We start from the raw sequence: 14,813 nt of genomic DNA, 5'->3' as shown, positions 1-14,813 counted from the left end.
GAGAGATGGGGTCGAGGAGGTGCAAGCGAGTCGTACCCTCTCGGATCACCCGATGCGACTGTAACACCCCCCACAGTCCACATGTTCCCCTGGTGAACAGATGGTGAGACAGCGCCCTCCGAGGATCGGTCAGGCCCGGCAGGCGCCGCGGGCGGCGATCTCGAGCGGGAGCGCCGCCCAACCCTCGGGCGCGCGTCCGACCAGCGGCGCCGCCTCGTAGATGTCGGTCGCGAAGGCCAGCACGGTCGGGCCGGCGCCGGAGATGATCGCCGGGACGCCGTCAGCCCTCAGCTCCTGCACGAGCGCGTACGACGCGGGCATCGCCGGCGCCCGATACGCCTGGTGCAGCGCATCCTCGGTCGCGTCGAGCAGCAGCTCGGGCCGCCCGTCGAACGCGGCCACGAGCAGCGCCGCGCGACCGGCGTTGCGGGCGGCGTCGGCGTGCGGGACCTGGTCGGGCAGCAGCCCGCGCGCAACCTCGGTGCTCACCCCGTCCGGGGGCACGAAGGCCACCACGGAGGCCTGCACGTCGAGGCGTACGGCACGTGTCCGGGCACCGTCGTCCCAGGCGATGGTGAGGCCGCCGAGGAGTGCGGCAGCGACGTTGTCCGGGTGACCCTCGATCCGGGTCGCCAGCTGGAGTGCGCTGGCGTCGTCCACCGTCACCGCGCCGGGCGGCGCGATCGTCCCGGGAGCGGTCGCGGTCAACAGCGCCCGCGCCGCGGAGATCCCGCCGACGATCGCCGCGGAGCTCGACCCGAGCCCACGCGCGTGCGGGATGCGGTTGAGGCAGCGCACCCGCAGACCCGGCTGGTCGAGGCCGGCCTCGTCGAAGACGGCGCGCAGGGCGCGGACCACGAGGTGCGACTCGTCACGAGGCACGTCGTCGGCACCCACGCCCTCGACCGTCACCTCGAGCCCTGACCCGCCTACGACCTCGGCCGTGACCTCGTCGTAGAGGCCGAGTCCGAGGCCGAGGGTGTCGTAGCCGGGGCCGAGGTTCGCCGACGAGGCCGGGGTCACCACCGTCACCGGCCCCGAGACGAAGGGGCTCATGCCAGACCGGCGAGCTCGGCCGCCTTGCGGACATCGGCGTCCACGACGTTCTCGGCGATGTCGCCGAGATGGGTCAAGGGCGTGTCGATGTCCTTGAGGCCGTTGCCGGTGACGACGACCGCCACCGTGGCGCCGGTCGGCACCTCACCCGCAGCCGTGGCCTTGAGCAGCCCGGCCACGCCGGCGGCCGACGCCGGCTCGACGAACACGCCGTCGTGCCGGGCCAGCTCGCGCTGCGCGTCGAGGATCTCGCGGTCCGACACCGAGGCGATGCGTCCGCCGGACTCCTCGCGCGCGGCGACCGCGAGGTTCCAGGAGGCGGGGTTGCCGATCCGGATGGCGCTGGCGACCGTCTCGGGGTCGGGCACCGGAGCACCGAGCACGAGCGGTGCCGCACCCTCGGCCTGGAAGCCCCACATCTGCGGACGGCGCGTCGCCACGCCGTCGGCGGCGTACTCGCTGTAGCCCAGCCAGTACGCCGAGATGTTGCCGGCGTTGCCGACCGGCATGACGTGCAGGTCCGGCGCGTCGCCGAGGGCGTCGACCACCTCGAAGGCGCCCGTCTTCTGGCCCTGGATCCGCACCGGGTTGACGGAGTTGACGAGCGCGACGGGGTAGCTGTCGGCGAGCCCGCGGGCGATGTCGAGGCAGTCGTCGAAGTTGCCGCGCACCTGCACGACCAGGGAGTCGAACATCAGGGCCTGAGCCATCTTGCCCGCGGCGATCTTGCCCTGTGGGACGAGGACGATGGGGCGCAGGCCGGCGCGGGCGGCGTAGGCAGCCATCGACGCCGACGTGTTACCGGTCGACGCGCACACGACCGCCTCGGCCCCCTCGGCCGCTGCCACCGTGATCGCGGCCGTCATGCCACGGTCCTTGAACGAGCCCGTGGGGTTGCTCCCCTCGACCTTCAGGTGGACGTCGCAGCCCGTGATCTCAGAGAGCCAGCCGGAGTGGACCAGGGGCGTGCCACCCTCCCCCAGCGTCACCGCCGGCGTGTCCCCGACGACGGGGAGACGGTCGCGGTACTCGTCGATCACGCCGCGCCACAGGCGGGTACCGTGCTGCTCGGTCACAGTCCTTCTCCTTCGACCCGCATCACCGACGACACGTCACGGACCATCGGCAGGTCACGGAGCTGTCGTACCGTGCGCGAGAGCGCGGCGTCGGTCGCGGTGTGGGTGATGACGACGAGCTGGGCGTCGTCGCCGTGGCCTTCCTGCTGGACGGCCGAGATCGAGACCTCGTTCTCCGCGAACGCCAGGGCGACCGAGGCGAGCACGCCTGCCTTGTCGTCGACGTCGAGGGCGATGTGGTAGCGGGTCAGGGCGTCGCCGATGCCGAGGACGCGGCGACGGGCGTGGGTCCGCTCGGGCGGGCCGGTCACCCCGAGCAGCCGGTTGCGGGCCACGGCCACGACGTCGCCGAGGACGGCGCTCGCCGTCGGGGACCCCCCTGCGCCGGGACCGTAGAACATCAGCTGTCCGGCGGACTCGCTCTCCACGAAGACCGCGTTGTAGGCCCCGCGCACGCTGGCGAGAGGGTGGTCCTTGGGGATCATCACGGGGTGGACTCGGGCGGAGACCGCCTGACCGTCCGAGCTCTGGTCGCAGATCGCCAACAGCTTGACGACGCAGCCCATGTCGTCGGCCGAGGCGATCTCTGCCGCGGTGACGCTGCTGATGCCCTCGCGGTGGACGTCGTCGATGGTCACCCGGGTGTGGAACGCGAGGCTCGCCAAGATGGCTGCCTTCGCGGCGGCGTCGAAGCCCTCGACGTCGGCGGTCGGGTCGGCCTCGGCGAACCCGAGACGCTGGGCCTCCGCGATCGCCTCGTCGAAGCTCTGGCCGGTGCTCGTCATCGCGTCGAGGATGAAGTTGGTGGTCCCGTTGACGATGCCCAGGACACGACGCACGTGGTCGCCGGTCAACGACTCGCGCAGCGGCCGGACGATCGGGATCGCTCCGGCGACGGCCGCCTCGTACGACAGGTCGCGACCGGCGGCATCGGCCGTGGCGAAGAGCGTGGTGCTGTCCTCGGCGAGGAGCGCCTTGTTGCCCGTGACCACCGATGCTCCATGCTCGAGCGCCGCCAGCACCAGCGACCGGGCAGGCTCGATGCCCCCGATCAGCTCGATCACCACGTCGACGTCCCCGCGCGTGACCAGCGACATCGCGTCGGTGGTCAGGAGCGCCGCGTCGAAGACGGTCTCGCGGTCGCTGCGCGCGCTGTTGACGGCGACGCCGACCAGCTCGAGGCGGGCACCGACACGCTGGGCCAGCTCGTCGGCGTCACGGGTGAGCAGGCGAGCCACCTCGCTGCCGACGGCGCCGTGCCCGAGCAGCGCCACGCGCAGGGTGCGAGGTTGATCAGGGTGGGAGGTCACAGGGCCAGCCTAGTCGTGGAGGCGGGCGCCGGACGCCGGTGTCCGGCGCATGAGCGACAGGCAGGTCAGCCGACGTCGAGGCGCAGCAGGTCGTCCTCGGTCTCCCGGCGCACGATCAGCCGAGCGGCCCCGTCCTTGACCGCGACCACCGCGGGGCGTGGGACGTGGTTGTAGTTGGAGGCCAGCGAGCGGCAGTACGCGCCGGTGCCAGGCACCGCGATCAGGTCGCCCGGGGCCACGTCGGACGGCATGAACTCGTCCTTGACCAGGATGTCTCCGGACTCGCAGTGCTTGCCGACGACACGACTGAGCACCGGCGTGGCCGTGGAGGCACGGGAGGCGAGCGTGCACGAGTAGTCGGCGTCGTACAGAGCGGTGCGCATGTTGTCGCTCATCCCGCCGTCGACGGCGACGTAGCGTCGCATCGCTCCGCCGTCGAGCGCCACCTCCTTGGTGGTGCCCACCTCGTACAGCGTGAACGTGGAGGGCCCGGAGATCGCGCGACCCGGCTCGACGGACAGTCGTGGGACGGCGACGCCCAGCCCGCGGCACTCCCGCTCGACGATCTCGCGCATGTTGTCGGCGAGCTGCTGCGGGGTGGAGGGGTCGTCCTGGGTCGTGTACGCGATGCCGTAGCCGCCGCCGAGGTCGAGCTCGGGGGCGACGTAGCCCAGGTCCGCGCAGATCCGGGCGTGCAGGGCCAGCACCCGGTGCGCCGCAACCTCGAAGCCCGCGGTGTCGAAGATCTGCGACCCGATGTGCGAGTGCAGCCCGAGCAGCTCCAGCGACGGCCGCTCGATCACCTGCCGCACCGCCTCGAAGGCGTCGCCCTCGGTGATGGAGAGGCCGAACTTCTGGTCCTCGTGCGCGGTGGCGATGTATTCGTGGGTGTGTGCCTCGACGCCGGCGGTCACCCGCACCATCACCCGCGCCGTCACCCCCAGATCGGCAGCGACCGTCGCGACGCGCTCCACCTCGAGGAGCGAGTCGACGATGATCCTGCCCACCCCGGCCTGAAGCGACCGGCGGATCTCACTGATGCTCTTGTTGTTGCCGTGCAGGCCGAGGTTCTCCGGGGGTACACCGGCACGCAGCGCGACGGCGAGCTCGCCCCCGGTGCACACGTCCATCCGCAGGCCCTCCTCGGTGATCCACCGCGCGATCGCGGTCGAGAGGAAGGCCTTCGCGGCGTAGTAGACGTCCCACCCGGCGAACGCGTCGCGGAAGGCGCGCGCGCGTCCGCGGAGATCGTCCTCGTCGACGACGTAGAGGGGCGTCCCGAACTCCGCGGCCAGCTCTGTCGCGCCGACGCCGGCGACGGCCAGCTCGCCGTCCTCGCGCCGCTCGACATGGTCGGACCACAGGTGCCGCACCAGCTCGTTGGTGTCGTCGGGCTCGCGCAGCCATGCCGGACCCCGGCTCCCGGCCTGCCCGTGCAGCGCACCGGCCTCGTGCGAACGCACCGGATCACATCCGCTCGGGAGCGGAGACGCCGAGCAGCTCCAGCCCGTTGGCCAGGACCGTGCGGGTGGCGTCGATGAGGACCAGGCGTGCCGTGTGGACGGGCTGCACGTCCTCGTCGCCCTGCGGAAGGACGCGGCACACGTCGTAGAACTTGTGGAACGCCGCCGCCGTGTCCTCCAGGTAGCGCGCGACGCGGTGCGGCTCGCGCAGCTCCGCGGCGCGGGCCACGACCCGGGGGAACTCCGCCAGCGCGCGCAGGAGGTCGCCCTCGCGCTCGGTCGAGAGGTACGACAGGTCGGCGGCGTCGGGCGCCGGGACGATCCCGAGGTCGGCGCCGTTGCGCAGGATGCTGGAGAGGCGCGCGTGCGCGTACTGGACGTAATAGACCGGGTTGTCCGGGCTCTGCCGCGTCATCTCGGCCACGTCGACCGTCAGCGGGGAGTCGACCGGGTGCCGTACGAGCGTGTAGCGCAACGGGTCCACACCGACCATGTCGATCAGCTCCGAGAGCGTGACGAGCGTGCCCGCCCGCTTCGACAGCTTGAGTTCCACCCCGTCGGAGAGGATCTTGACGAGCTGGCCGATGAGCACCTGGAGGTTGTAGCCCGGCTCGTCCCCGGCGCACGCCGCCATGGCCTGGAGCCGTCCGACATAGCCGTGGTGGTCGGCTCCCAGGAGATAGAGGCACTGCTCGAAGCCACGGGCCCGCTTGTCGAGGTAGTAGGCCGTGTCGGACGCGAAGTAGGTCTGCTCCCCGTTGGAGCGGATCAGGACCCGGTCCTTGTCATCACCGAAGTCGGTCGTCCGCATCCAGGTGGCACCGTCGGCCTCGTACAGATGGCCCTCCTCGGCGATGACCTCCAGCGCCCGGTCGACGGCGCCGGACGCGACGAGCGAACGCTCGGAGAACCAGGAGTCGAACACGGTCCGGAAGGTGGCGAGGTCGGCCTTCTGGTGGGCGAGCTGGAGCTCGTAGCCGTTCTCGCGGAACGCGGCGAGCTGCTCGTCGGCGGGCAGGTCGAGGATCCCCGGGACCGCGGCGACGACCTCCGCGGCGAGGTCGACGACGTAGCCACCGTGGTAGCCGTCCTCCGGGACCTCGTCGCCGTTGGCCACCGCCATCAGCGAGGCCGCGAACTTGTCCATCTGGGTGCCGCGGTCGTTGACGTAGAACTCGGTCGAGACCTGGGCCCCGGCCGCGCTGACGACCCGGGCGATCGCGTCACCGACGACGGCCCAGCGGGTGTGGCCGAGGTGCAGCGGACCCGTGGGGTTGGCCGAGATGAACTCGAGGTTGACCCGTCGGCCGCCCAGCGTGTCCGTGATGCCGTACGCGCTGCCGGCACGGACGATGTCGCCGGCGAGGGAGCCTTGAGCCCCGGTGTCGACGCGGACGTTGAGGAACCCAGGCCCGGCGACCTCGACGGAACCCACTCCCGGGGCCTTCGCGAGCTGCTCCGCGAGCGCGGCAGCCAGGTCCCGCGGCGCCATCTGGGCCTGCTTGCCGAGCCGCATCGCGACGTTGGTCGAGTAGTCGCCGTGATCCTTGACCTTGGGTCGCTCGACGACCACCGACGCGGGAACCTCGGGCAGGGATACCGTCCCCGACGCCACCAGGGCGTTGAGGGCGTCGACGATCGCAACGGAGAGCTGTTCGGGAGTCACCTACGAATCGTATCGAGGCCCGTCAACGCAGGCGCCGCGGTCTCACTCGGCTATCCGGGCTGGGACGCCCCCTCGATCACCTCGCGCACGGTACGGACCAGCACCGCGGGGTCGAAGGGCTTGGTGACGTAAGCGTCCACGCCGACGTCCTGGCCCCGCTGGAGGTCGTACGCCTGGGCCTGGGTCGTCACCATGACGACCGGGATGTCACGGGTGCTCGGGGACCTGCGGAGCGCGCGTACAGTCTCCAGCCCGTCCATCCGGGGCATGACGACGTCGATCGTCACCACGTCGGGCCGGGTGTCCACGACGACGTCGAGGCACTCCAGGCCGTCGGCCGCCTCCAGGACGGTCCATCCCTCCAGCTCGAAGTTGGTCCGCAGCAGCAGACGGATCGAGTCGGTGTCGTCGACCACCAGGACACGCGGCGGCCGGCCGTTCGGGAAGGGCATGTGCGCAACCGTACTCGGCGTGCGCTACCGTTGTCGGGCTCGCTCGAGAAGCGCGCACGCCCCCGTAGCTCAGGGGATAGAGCACCGCCCTCCGGAGGCGGGAGCGTAGGTTCGAATCCTACCGGGGGCACCGACAGATCAAGCCGCTGACCTGCACCGACAGGTCAGCGGCTGTTCTTCTTCCGGGCGCTTCGTCCGTCGCGATGCTGTCCGAACGTGCCCGCGCCGACGTACCCTGGTGGGCATGCGAGCGAACCGCGGCAACCGCCTCCCCAGCTGGGCGGCCTGGCTCAGCGTGGCGGCCCTGGTCGGTCTCACCGTCGGACCGGTGGTCGCCGTGGTCGCAGCAGGCGCGTGCATGGCGGCACTGACCGCCGAGGAGGTGGGCTACCGTCGCCGCGCGCGGGCCTACTTCGCCCGCCTGCACCGTACGTCGCTGCACCGGCACGACGGGATCCTCGACGCCTGGATGGACATGCGCGAGGAGGTCCACGGCCACGAGTCCGCCGCGCTCGCCGACGACGTACGCCGTCGCCCGACCGCACGCTTCGTGGCGCTCGCCTCGACCGCCTCCTCCCGTCGGGACGCGGCGCGACCGCGCGACCACGCGAGCATCGCCGCCTACGCCGATGCCGTGGCCGACCTGGAGCGCGCGTGGCGGCGTCTCGAGCTGCAGGCACGCGGCCTCGACCTGTGGGGTGACGCTCGCCGCTGGGGTCGCCAGCACCTGCCGGCCTCGGCGACCGCCGCCGTCGCGCCGCTGGTCCCCGTGGTCCGTTCGGCCGCGCAGTCGGCCTGGCGCGCCGCCGAGGCACGCTTCGTCGCCGCCTCTGCCCGCGACGACCGGACGGCCTAGACGCTCGAGACCCGCCGACTACGACCTGCTCGCGGCGGCCGCGCCGAGGACGGCGCCCGCGTGCCCGAGCAGGGCGACGTATGTTCCCGTGCCGGCCACGACGTCGACGACGACGCCGAGGAGGGCGAGGACGAGGAAGCCCGCCCACGCCCCGAGGACCCCGACCGCGACACCGCGGGGCCTGCTCCTCCGTACCGGTGGAGAGGGCCGGAGGAGGAGACCGGCGACGATGCCGATGACGGTGACCGAGACCAGTGGCAGGAGCATGCTGCCATCCTGGGCGCACCCGGGGCCCGTTGTGATCGGGGACGCCCCCGGACGTGCCCCTGATCTGGACGTCCGAACCCGGACGTCACCGCCTGGATGTGAGCCTGGACATGCTTCGGTACCGTCGATGACGCCCCTTCCTTCGGGGTCTACCCTGGTACGCGTATGCCCTGCGGGGCGTCGGAGACAACGGACAAACCCGGAAGAGGCGATCGAGGCCGTGGCCCAGAGCGACAGCCCCCTGCCAGATTTTGGCACCAACCAGTGGCTCGTCGAGGAGATGTACGAGCGCTACAAGTCGGACCCCGCGTCGGTCGACGCGTCGTGGTCTCGCCTCTTCGAAGGCGATGGAGCAGCGCCGAGCAGTCCCCCGACGTCGAACGGCTCGAGCAGCGCCCGGCCGGTGAAGGCGACGGCGACCGCTGTCCGTCCGCCCACAGCCAAGCCGACGGCGGCCGGGGACATCCCCACGCCGGCCGGTGACGGCGCCCGCCCGGCGGTGGCCTCGCCCCCGACCGAGAGCGTGAAGGCCGCACCCACGGGCGACGCCGACAAGGCTGCCAAGCCGGCCAAGGCGAAGCCGAAGCCCAACGCCCCGGCGGCCAAGACGTCGGCTCCCGCCCCCGGCGCCGACGTGGAGAAGAAGGTCCTTCGCGGCGCTTCGGCCCGTACGGCGCTGAACATGGACGAGAGCCTCTCGGTCCCGACCGCGACGAGTGTCCGCTCGGTGCCGGTCAAGCTCTTGATCGACAACCGCATCGTCATCAACAACCACCTCGCCCGCGCGCGTGGTGGCAAGGTGTCGTTCACCCACATCATCGGCTACGCGCTGGTCAAGGCGCTCACGGCGATGCCGGAGATGAACGCCGGCTTCGAGGTCGTCGACGGGAAGCCCAACCTCCTCCAGCCCGCTCACGTCAACCTCGGTCTCGCGATCGACCTCGCCAAGCCCGACGGCACCCGTCAGCTGGTCGTGCCGTCGATCAAGCAGGCCGACACGATGGACTTCGCCCAGTTCTGGACGGCGTACGAGGCCGTCGTCGACAAGGCGCGCAACAACAAGCTGACGGTCGCCGACTTCCAGGGCACGACGATCAGCCTGACCAACCCGGGCACGATCGGCACCAACCACTCGGTGCCGCGCCTGATGAAGGGCCAGGGCGCCATCATCGGCGTCGGCTCGATGGACTACCCGCCGGAGTTCCAGGGTGCCTCCGAGCACACGCTCGCCACCCAGGCCATCTCCAAGATGATGACCCTGACGTCGACCTACGACCACCGGATCATCCAGGGCGCGCAGTCGGGCGACTTCCTGCGCCGCGTGAGCGGTCTGCTCCTCGGCGAGGAGGGCTTCTACGACGAGATCTTCGCGTCGCTGAAGATCCCGTACGAGCCGATCCGCTGGGCCCGCGACATCGCCGTCAGCCACGACGACGAGGTCCACCGCCAGGCCCGCGTGCTCGAGCTCATCCACGCCTTCCGCGTGCGGGGCCACCTGATGGCCGACACCAACCCGCTCGACCACTCCCCCCGCAGCCACCCCGACCTCGAGATCTCCTCGCACGGGCTCACGCTGTGGGACCTCGAGCGCGAGTTCGCGACGGGCTCGTTCGGGGGCCGCGAGCGCCGCTTCATGAAGCTCCGCGAGATCCTCGGCATCCTCCGCGACTCCTACGCCCGCACCTCCGGCATCGAGTACATGCACATCCAGGATCCCGAGCAGCGGCGGTGGATCCAGGAGCGTGTGGAGCGGGAGCACTCCAAGCCGCCCCGCGAGGAGCAGCTGCGGATCCTGCACAAGCTCAACCAGGCCGAGGCCTTCGAGGCCTTCCTCCAGACGAAGTTCGTCGGCCAGAAGCGCTTCAGCCTCGAGGGCTCGGAGACGACGATCCCGCTCGTCGACGAGATCTGCGAGGCCGCTGCGGCCGACAACCTCGACGAGGTCTGCATCGGCATGGCGCACCGGGGCCGGCTCAACGTGCTGGTCAACATCGCCGGCAAGAACCCCGGCTACGTCTTCCGCGAGTTCGAGGGCAACATCGACCCGCGAACCGTGCAGGGCTCGGGCGACGTGAAGTACCACCTCGGTGTCGAGGGCGAGTTCACGGCGGCCAGCGGTGACAAGATCAAGGTCTCCGTCGCCGCCAACCCGTCCCACCTCGAGGTCGTCGACCCGGTGCTCGAGGGCATCACCCGCGCCAAGCAAGACCGCCTGAACCGCGGCGAGGAGTTCCCGATCCTCCCGCTGCTCATCCACGGAGACGCGGCGTTCGCCGGCCAGGGCGTCGTGGCGGAGACGCTGAACCTCTCCCAGCTGCGCGGATACCGCACCGGCGGGACGATCCACCTGATCGTCAACAACCAGGTCGGCTTCACCACCTCGCCGAGCTCGTCGCGCTCCTCGACGTACGCGACCGACGTCGCCCGGATGATCCAGGCGCCGATCTTCCACGTCAACGGCGACGACCCGGAGGCGTGCATCCGGATCGCACAGCTGGCCTACGAGTACCGCAGGACCTTCAAGCGCGACGCGGTCATCGACCTGATCACCTACCGCAAGCGCGGTCACAACGAGGGCGACGACCCGAGCTTCACCCAGCCGCAGATGTACGACGTGATCGAGAAGAAGAAGTCCGTGCGTGTGCTCTACACGTCGGCGCTCATCGGTCGTGGCGACATCACGATGGAGGAGGCCGAGAGCGCGCTCAAGGACTACCAGGACCAGCTCCACCGCGTCTTCGCCGAGGCCAGCACCGTCGACGAGTACCAGACGGCGCCGGAGTACCCGGAGAAGCCGGAGCTCGCGCGACTCGAGACGGCCGTGTCTCCGGAGACGCTCAAGACCATCGCCGAGGCCTACACCAGCGTCCCCGACGGCTTCACGGTCCACCCGAAGGTTCTTCCGCAGCTCCAGCGCCGGGCTGCCGCGATCACGGCCGGCCCGATCGACTGGGGCACGGGAGAGATCATCGCCATGGGCTCGCTCCTGCTCGACGGGCGTCCCGTGCGTCTCGCCGGCCAGGACTCGCGCCGCGGCACCTTCTCGCAGCGCTTCGCGACGATCATCGACCGTCGCACCGGAGCCGAGTGGACGCCGCTGGCGCGCATGACGGAGGACCAGGGCACGTTCTACATCTACGACTCGCTCCTCAGCGAGTACGCCGCGCTCGGCTTCGAGTACGGCTACTCGGTGGCGCGGCCCGAGGCGCTGACGATGTGGGAGGCACAGTTCGGCGACTTCGTCAACGGCGCCCAGTCCGTCATCGACGAGTACATCTCGGCCGGTGAGGCGAAGTGGGGCCAGAAGTCGGGCGTCGTGCTGCTGCTGCCGCACGGCTTCGAGGGCCAGGGGCCTGACCACTCCTCGGCCCGGATCGAGCGTTTCCTCCAGCTCGCCGCAGAGGACGCGATGGTCGTCGCCCAGCCGTCGACCCCCGCCTCGTACTTCCACCTGCTGCGTCGCCAGAACCTCGAGAGCGAGCACCGCCCGCTCATCGTGTTCACCCCCAAGCAGCTCCTGCGCCTGAAGGCCGCCACCTCGCAGCCCGAGGACTTCACGACGGGCACGTTCCAGCCGGTGCTCGCCGATCCGGCCGAGGGCGGCATGGACGCGAGCAAGGTCGAGCGGGTCGTGCTCACCTCCGGTCGGGTCGCGTACGACATCCTCGCGACCCGTGACAAGGTCGAGAAGGACGGCATCCGTACGGCGGTCGTCCGCGTCGAGCAGCTCTATCCGCTGCCGCTGGCGGAGATCGAGGCCGAGCTTGCCAAGTACGGCAACGCCCGTGAGGTCCGCTGGGTTCAGGACGAGCCTGCCAACCAGGGTCCGTGGCCGTTCATGGCGCTGAACCTGGCGCCGGAGCTGTCGCTGCCCGTGGTGCGGGTCTCGCGTGACGCGTCGGCGGCGCCGTCCGTGGGCAACCACAAGCGGCACGTGGAGGAGAACAAGGCGCTCATGGAGCGCACGTTCGCCTGAGGCGCGAAGGAGGAACGGTGTACTTCACCGACCGAGGGATCGAGGAGCTCGCCTCCCGCCGCGGCGAGGAGGAGGCCACGTTCGCGTGGCTCTCTGAGCGGCTGCAGGAGTTCGTCGACCTGAACCCCGAGTTCGAGGTGCCGGTCGAACGGCTCGCGACCTGGCTCGCGCGCCTCGACGACGAGGACGACTGAGCAGGACAGACGCACGAAGGCCCGCCGATCTCCGGATCGGCGGGCCTTCGTCGTCGGGTGGGTCAGCGCGTGAAGACGATCTTGCCGAACACGTCGCCGGACGCGACCGCCGCGAAGCCCTTCGGCGCGTCCGTCATCGGGATCACCTGGTCGATCAGGGGCCGGGTGCCCGTGACGTCGAGGAGCTCGACGAGCTGAGCCAGCTCCGTGCGGGTGCCCATGGTCGAGCCCTGCACCCGCAGCTGGAGGAAGAAGATCCGGGTCAGCTCGGCGTGCGAAGGGTTGTTGCCCGACGTGGCACCGGCGATCACGATCGTCCCGCCCGGCTTGAGCGACTTGACCGAGTGCGACCAGGTGGCGGCACCCACGGTCTCCATCACGGCGTCCACGCGGACGGGCAGGCGGGCACCGGCCTCGAAGACCTCGTGCGCGCCGATCTCAAGCGCCCGTGCCCGCTTGCCCTCGTCCCGGCTCGTCGCGTACACGCGCATCCCGGCAGCTCTCGCCAGGACGATCAACGCGGTCGAGACCCCGCCACCGGCACCCTGGACCAGGACGGTGTCGCCAGGCTTGAGCCCGGACTGGGTGAAGAGCATCCGATAGGCGGTGAGCCACGCCGTCGGCAGGCACGCGGCCTCCTCGAACGACAGCCCGGACGGCTTGGGCACCACGTTGCGACGCGGCACTGCGACCTTGTCGGCGAACGTCCCCTGGAACCGCTCCGACAGCAGCGAGCGCCTCGGGTCGTGCGTCTCGTCGCCGGTCCAGGAGGGGTCGCTGACGACAGCGTGGACGACCACCTCGTTGCCGTCCTCGTCGTAGCCCGCCGCGTCGCAGCCGAGGATCATCGGCAGCGACTCCTCGCGCAGGCCGACACCCCGCAGGGACCAGACGTCGTGGTGGTTCAACGAGGCCGCCTTGACGGTGACGGTCGTCCATCCGTCAGGCACCTGGGGGTCGGGACGCTCACCGACCACGAGGCCGGAGAGCGGGTCGTCGGGACTGAAGGACTCGGCATACACGGCGAACATGCACGCACCCTACGGGGTCCGGCGTCGCCCTACCGACGCGCGACCCCGTCGCCCTACCGACGCGCGACCCCGTCGCCCTACCGACGCGCGACCCCGTCGCCCTACCGACGCGCGACCCCGTCGCGACGCGCCGCCGCCATCACCGCCCCCGCCACCACCGGCGCCACCCGCTCGTCGAACGGCGACGGGATCACGTACAACTCGCTGAGCGCGTCGCCGACAAGGTCCGACAGCGCCCGCGCGGCGGCAACCTTCATGCCTTCGGTCACCCGCGAGGCACGCACGTCGAGCGCCCCGCGGAAGACCCCGGGGAACGCCAGGACGTTGTTGATCTGGTTGGGGTAGTCGGAGCGACCGGTCGCGACCACGCGGGCGTGGCGGCGCGCGATGTCGGGGTGGACCTCGGGCGTCGGGTTGGCCAGCGCGAAGATGATCGCGTCCTCCGCCATGCGCTCGATCGCCGACTCCCCCACGGTGCCGCCGGACACGCCGATGAAGACGTCGGCGCCGTCGAGGGCGTCGGAGAGCTGGCCTGTGCGACCCCACTCGCGCGTCTCATAGGCGAGCTCGGCCTTGATCGGCGTGAGGTCTGTCCTGCCGCGGTGGATGACTCCACGGCGGTCGACCACCGCCAGCATGCGGACACCGCTGGCCTGAAGGATCCGGGCGATCGCGACACCGGCGGCGCCGGCCCCGGAGATGACGACCTTGGTGTCCTCGACCCTCCGACCCGTGAGCCTCAGGGCGTTGAGCAGCGCCGCCAGGGTGACGATCGCCGTACCGTGCTGGTCGTCGTGGAAGACCGGGATGTCCACCCGCGCCTGGAGCGCGCGCTCGATCTCGAAGCAGCGGGGAGCAGCGATGTCCTCGAGGTTGATGCCGCCGAAGCTCGGCGCCATCCGGGCGACCGTGTCGACGAAGTCGCCGGGATCACGCACGTCGAGCGCCAGCGGGATCGCGTCGACCCCGCCGAACTGCTTGAACAGGATCGCCTTGCCCTCCATCACCGGCAGGGACGCCGTCGGCCCGATGTCACCGAGTCCCAGGACCGCCGAGCCGTCGGTGACCACCGCGACCGTGTTGGGGACCCAGGTGTAGTCGTCGGCGACGGAGGGGTCCGCGGCGATGGCCTCGCACACACGGGCGACGCCGGGGGTGTAGGAGAGCGAGAGGTCGTGGGCGTCGCGCAGCGGGGCGGTCGCCGCGATCTCCATCTTGCCGCCGCGGTGTACGTCGAAAACCGGGTCTCCCACGTGCTGCGACGGGAAGGGGAGACGGTCGACTGATTCGGCAACCACGACAGAACCTCACTGGGAAGAAGGGTGAAAGCACGTCCACGACGGCACCAGAGTGCCGCGCAGAGGACGGCCGGTCAGGAACGGGACCGGGAACCGGAGCCCCGCACACGGCCGGTCTGGCCGCGGGAGCGGTGGAGAGGGGGTGACCCGAAGCCCATTGAACCACAC

12 protein-coding genes and 1 tRNA gene are annotated in these 14,813 nt (G+C 70.9%); 4 read left to right on the top strand and 9 right to left on the bottom strand.

The window, feature by feature from the left end; genetic code table 11:
• Positions 1 to 129: 129 nt before the first annotated feature.
• The 6 genes from thrB to KV100_RS15680 all read right to left on the bottom strand — a co-directional run bounded on the left by thrB (position 130) and on the right by KV100_RS15680 (position 7,023).
• The gene (gene thrB, locus KV100_RS15705) at positions 130 to 1,056 is read right to left on the bottom strand and encodes a homoserine kinase (RefSeq protein WP_220344051.1); all 927 of its coding nucleotides are present in this window, start codon (positions 1,054 to 1,056) and stop codon (positions 130 to 132) included.
• On the bottom strand, positions 1,053 to 2,132 hold the full coding sequence (gene thrC / locus KV100_RS15700; protein ID WP_220344050.1) for a threonine synthase: 1,080 nt from the start codon (positions 2,130 to 2,132) through the stop codon (positions 1,053 to 1,055). Before thrC ends, thrB begins: the two co-directional genes overlap by 4 nt.
• A complete protein-coding gene (locus tag KV100_RS15695) occupies positions 2,129 to 3,442 on the bottom strand; it encodes a homoserine dehydrogenase (protein ID WP_220344049.1) in 1,314 nt (437 codons plus the stop codon). The genes thrC and KV100_RS15695 overlap by 4 nt, the downstream gene beginning before the upstream one ends.
• 65 nt (positions 3,443 to 3,507) lie before the next feature.
• Positions 3,508 to 4,905 (bottom strand): diaminopimelate decarboxylase, encoded by a 1,398-nt coding sequence (gene lysA, locus KV100_RS15690; protein WP_220344048.1) that lies wholly within the window; start codon positions 4,903 to 4,905, stop codon positions 3,508 to 3,510.
• Between the two features lie 4 nt (positions 4,906 to 4,909).
• Positions 4,910 to 6,571 (bottom strand): arginine--tRNA ligase, encoded by a 1,662-nt coding sequence (gene argS / locus KV100_RS15685; protein WP_220344047.1) that lies wholly within the window; start codon positions 6,569 to 6,571, stop codon positions 4,910 to 4,912.
• A gap of 50 nt (positions 6,572 to 6,621) precedes the next feature.
• Complete coding sequence (locus tag KV100_RS15680; protein WP_220344046.1) at positions 6,622 to 7,023, bottom strand: two-component system response regulator; 402 nt, start codon at positions 7,021 to 7,023, stop codon at positions 6,622 to 6,624.
• Between the two features lie 58 nt (positions 7,024 to 7,081).
• Between KV100_RS15680 and KV100_RS15675 the strand changes: the two genes are divergently transcribed.
• Positions 7,082 to 7,153, top strand: a tRNA-Arg gene (locus KV100_RS15675).
• Between the two features lie 114 nt (positions 7,154 to 7,267).
• On the top strand, positions 7,268 to 7,879 hold the full coding sequence (locus tag KV100_RS15670) for a hypothetical protein (protein WP_220344045.1): 612 nt from the start codon (positions 7,268 to 7,270) through the stop codon (positions 7,877 to 7,879).
• 18 nt (positions 7,880 to 7,897) lie between these two features.
• Here the strand turns inward: KV100_RS15670 and KV100_RS15665 are convergent, their stop codons facing one another.
• Positions 7,898 to 8,146, bottom strand: a complete 249-nt coding sequence (locus KV100_RS15665) for a hypothetical protein (protein WP_220344044.1) — start codon at positions 8,144 to 8,146, stop codon at positions 7,898 to 7,900.
• A 211-nt stretch (positions 8,147 to 8,357) separates the two neighbouring features.
• On the opposite strand from KV100_RS15665, the gene KV100_RS15660 reads away from it, so the two are divergent.
• The gene (locus tag KV100_RS15660; RefSeq protein WP_308291483.1) at positions 8,358 to 12,122 is read left to right on the top strand and encodes a multifunctional oxoglutarate decarboxylase/oxoglutarate dehydrogenase thiamine pyrophosphate-binding subunit/dihydrolipoyllysine-residue succinyltransferase subunit; all 3,765 of its coding nucleotides are present in this window, start codon (positions 8,358 to 8,360) and stop codon (positions 12,120 to 12,122) included.
• Between the two features lie 17 nt (positions 12,123 to 12,139).
• Positions 12,140 to 12,316, top strand: coding sequence for a DUF6104 family protein (locus tag KV100_RS15655; RefSeq protein WP_220344042.1), 177 nt, complete (start codon positions 12,140 to 12,142; stop codon positions 12,314 to 12,316).
• A gap of 62 nt (positions 12,317 to 12,378) precedes the next feature.
• Here the strand turns inward: KV100_RS15655 and KV100_RS15650 are convergent, their stop codons facing one another.
• Complete coding sequence (locus KV100_RS15650) at positions 12,379 to 13,347, bottom strand: zinc-binding dehydrogenase (protein ID WP_220344041.1); 969 nt, start codon at positions 13,345 to 13,347, stop codon at positions 12,379 to 12,381.
• Positions 13,348 to 13,448: 101 nt separating this feature from the next.
• The gene (locus tag KV100_RS15645; protein ID WP_374226670.1) at positions 13,449 to 14,645 is read right to left on the bottom strand and encodes an NADP-dependent malic enzyme; all 1,197 of its coding nucleotides are present in this window, start codon (positions 14,643 to 14,645) and stop codon (positions 13,449 to 13,451) included.
• Positions 14,646 to 14,813: the final 168 nt, after the last annotated feature.

Origin of the sequence: Mumia sp. zg.B21 (assembly GCF_019550855.1) — a bacterium.
Taxonomy (GTDB): Bacteria; Actinomycetota; Actinomycetes; order Propionibacteriales; family Nocardioidaceae; genus Mumia.
Note: the sequence above shows the minus strand (reverse complement) of the source record. Positions and strands in the feature narration are given on the sequence as shown.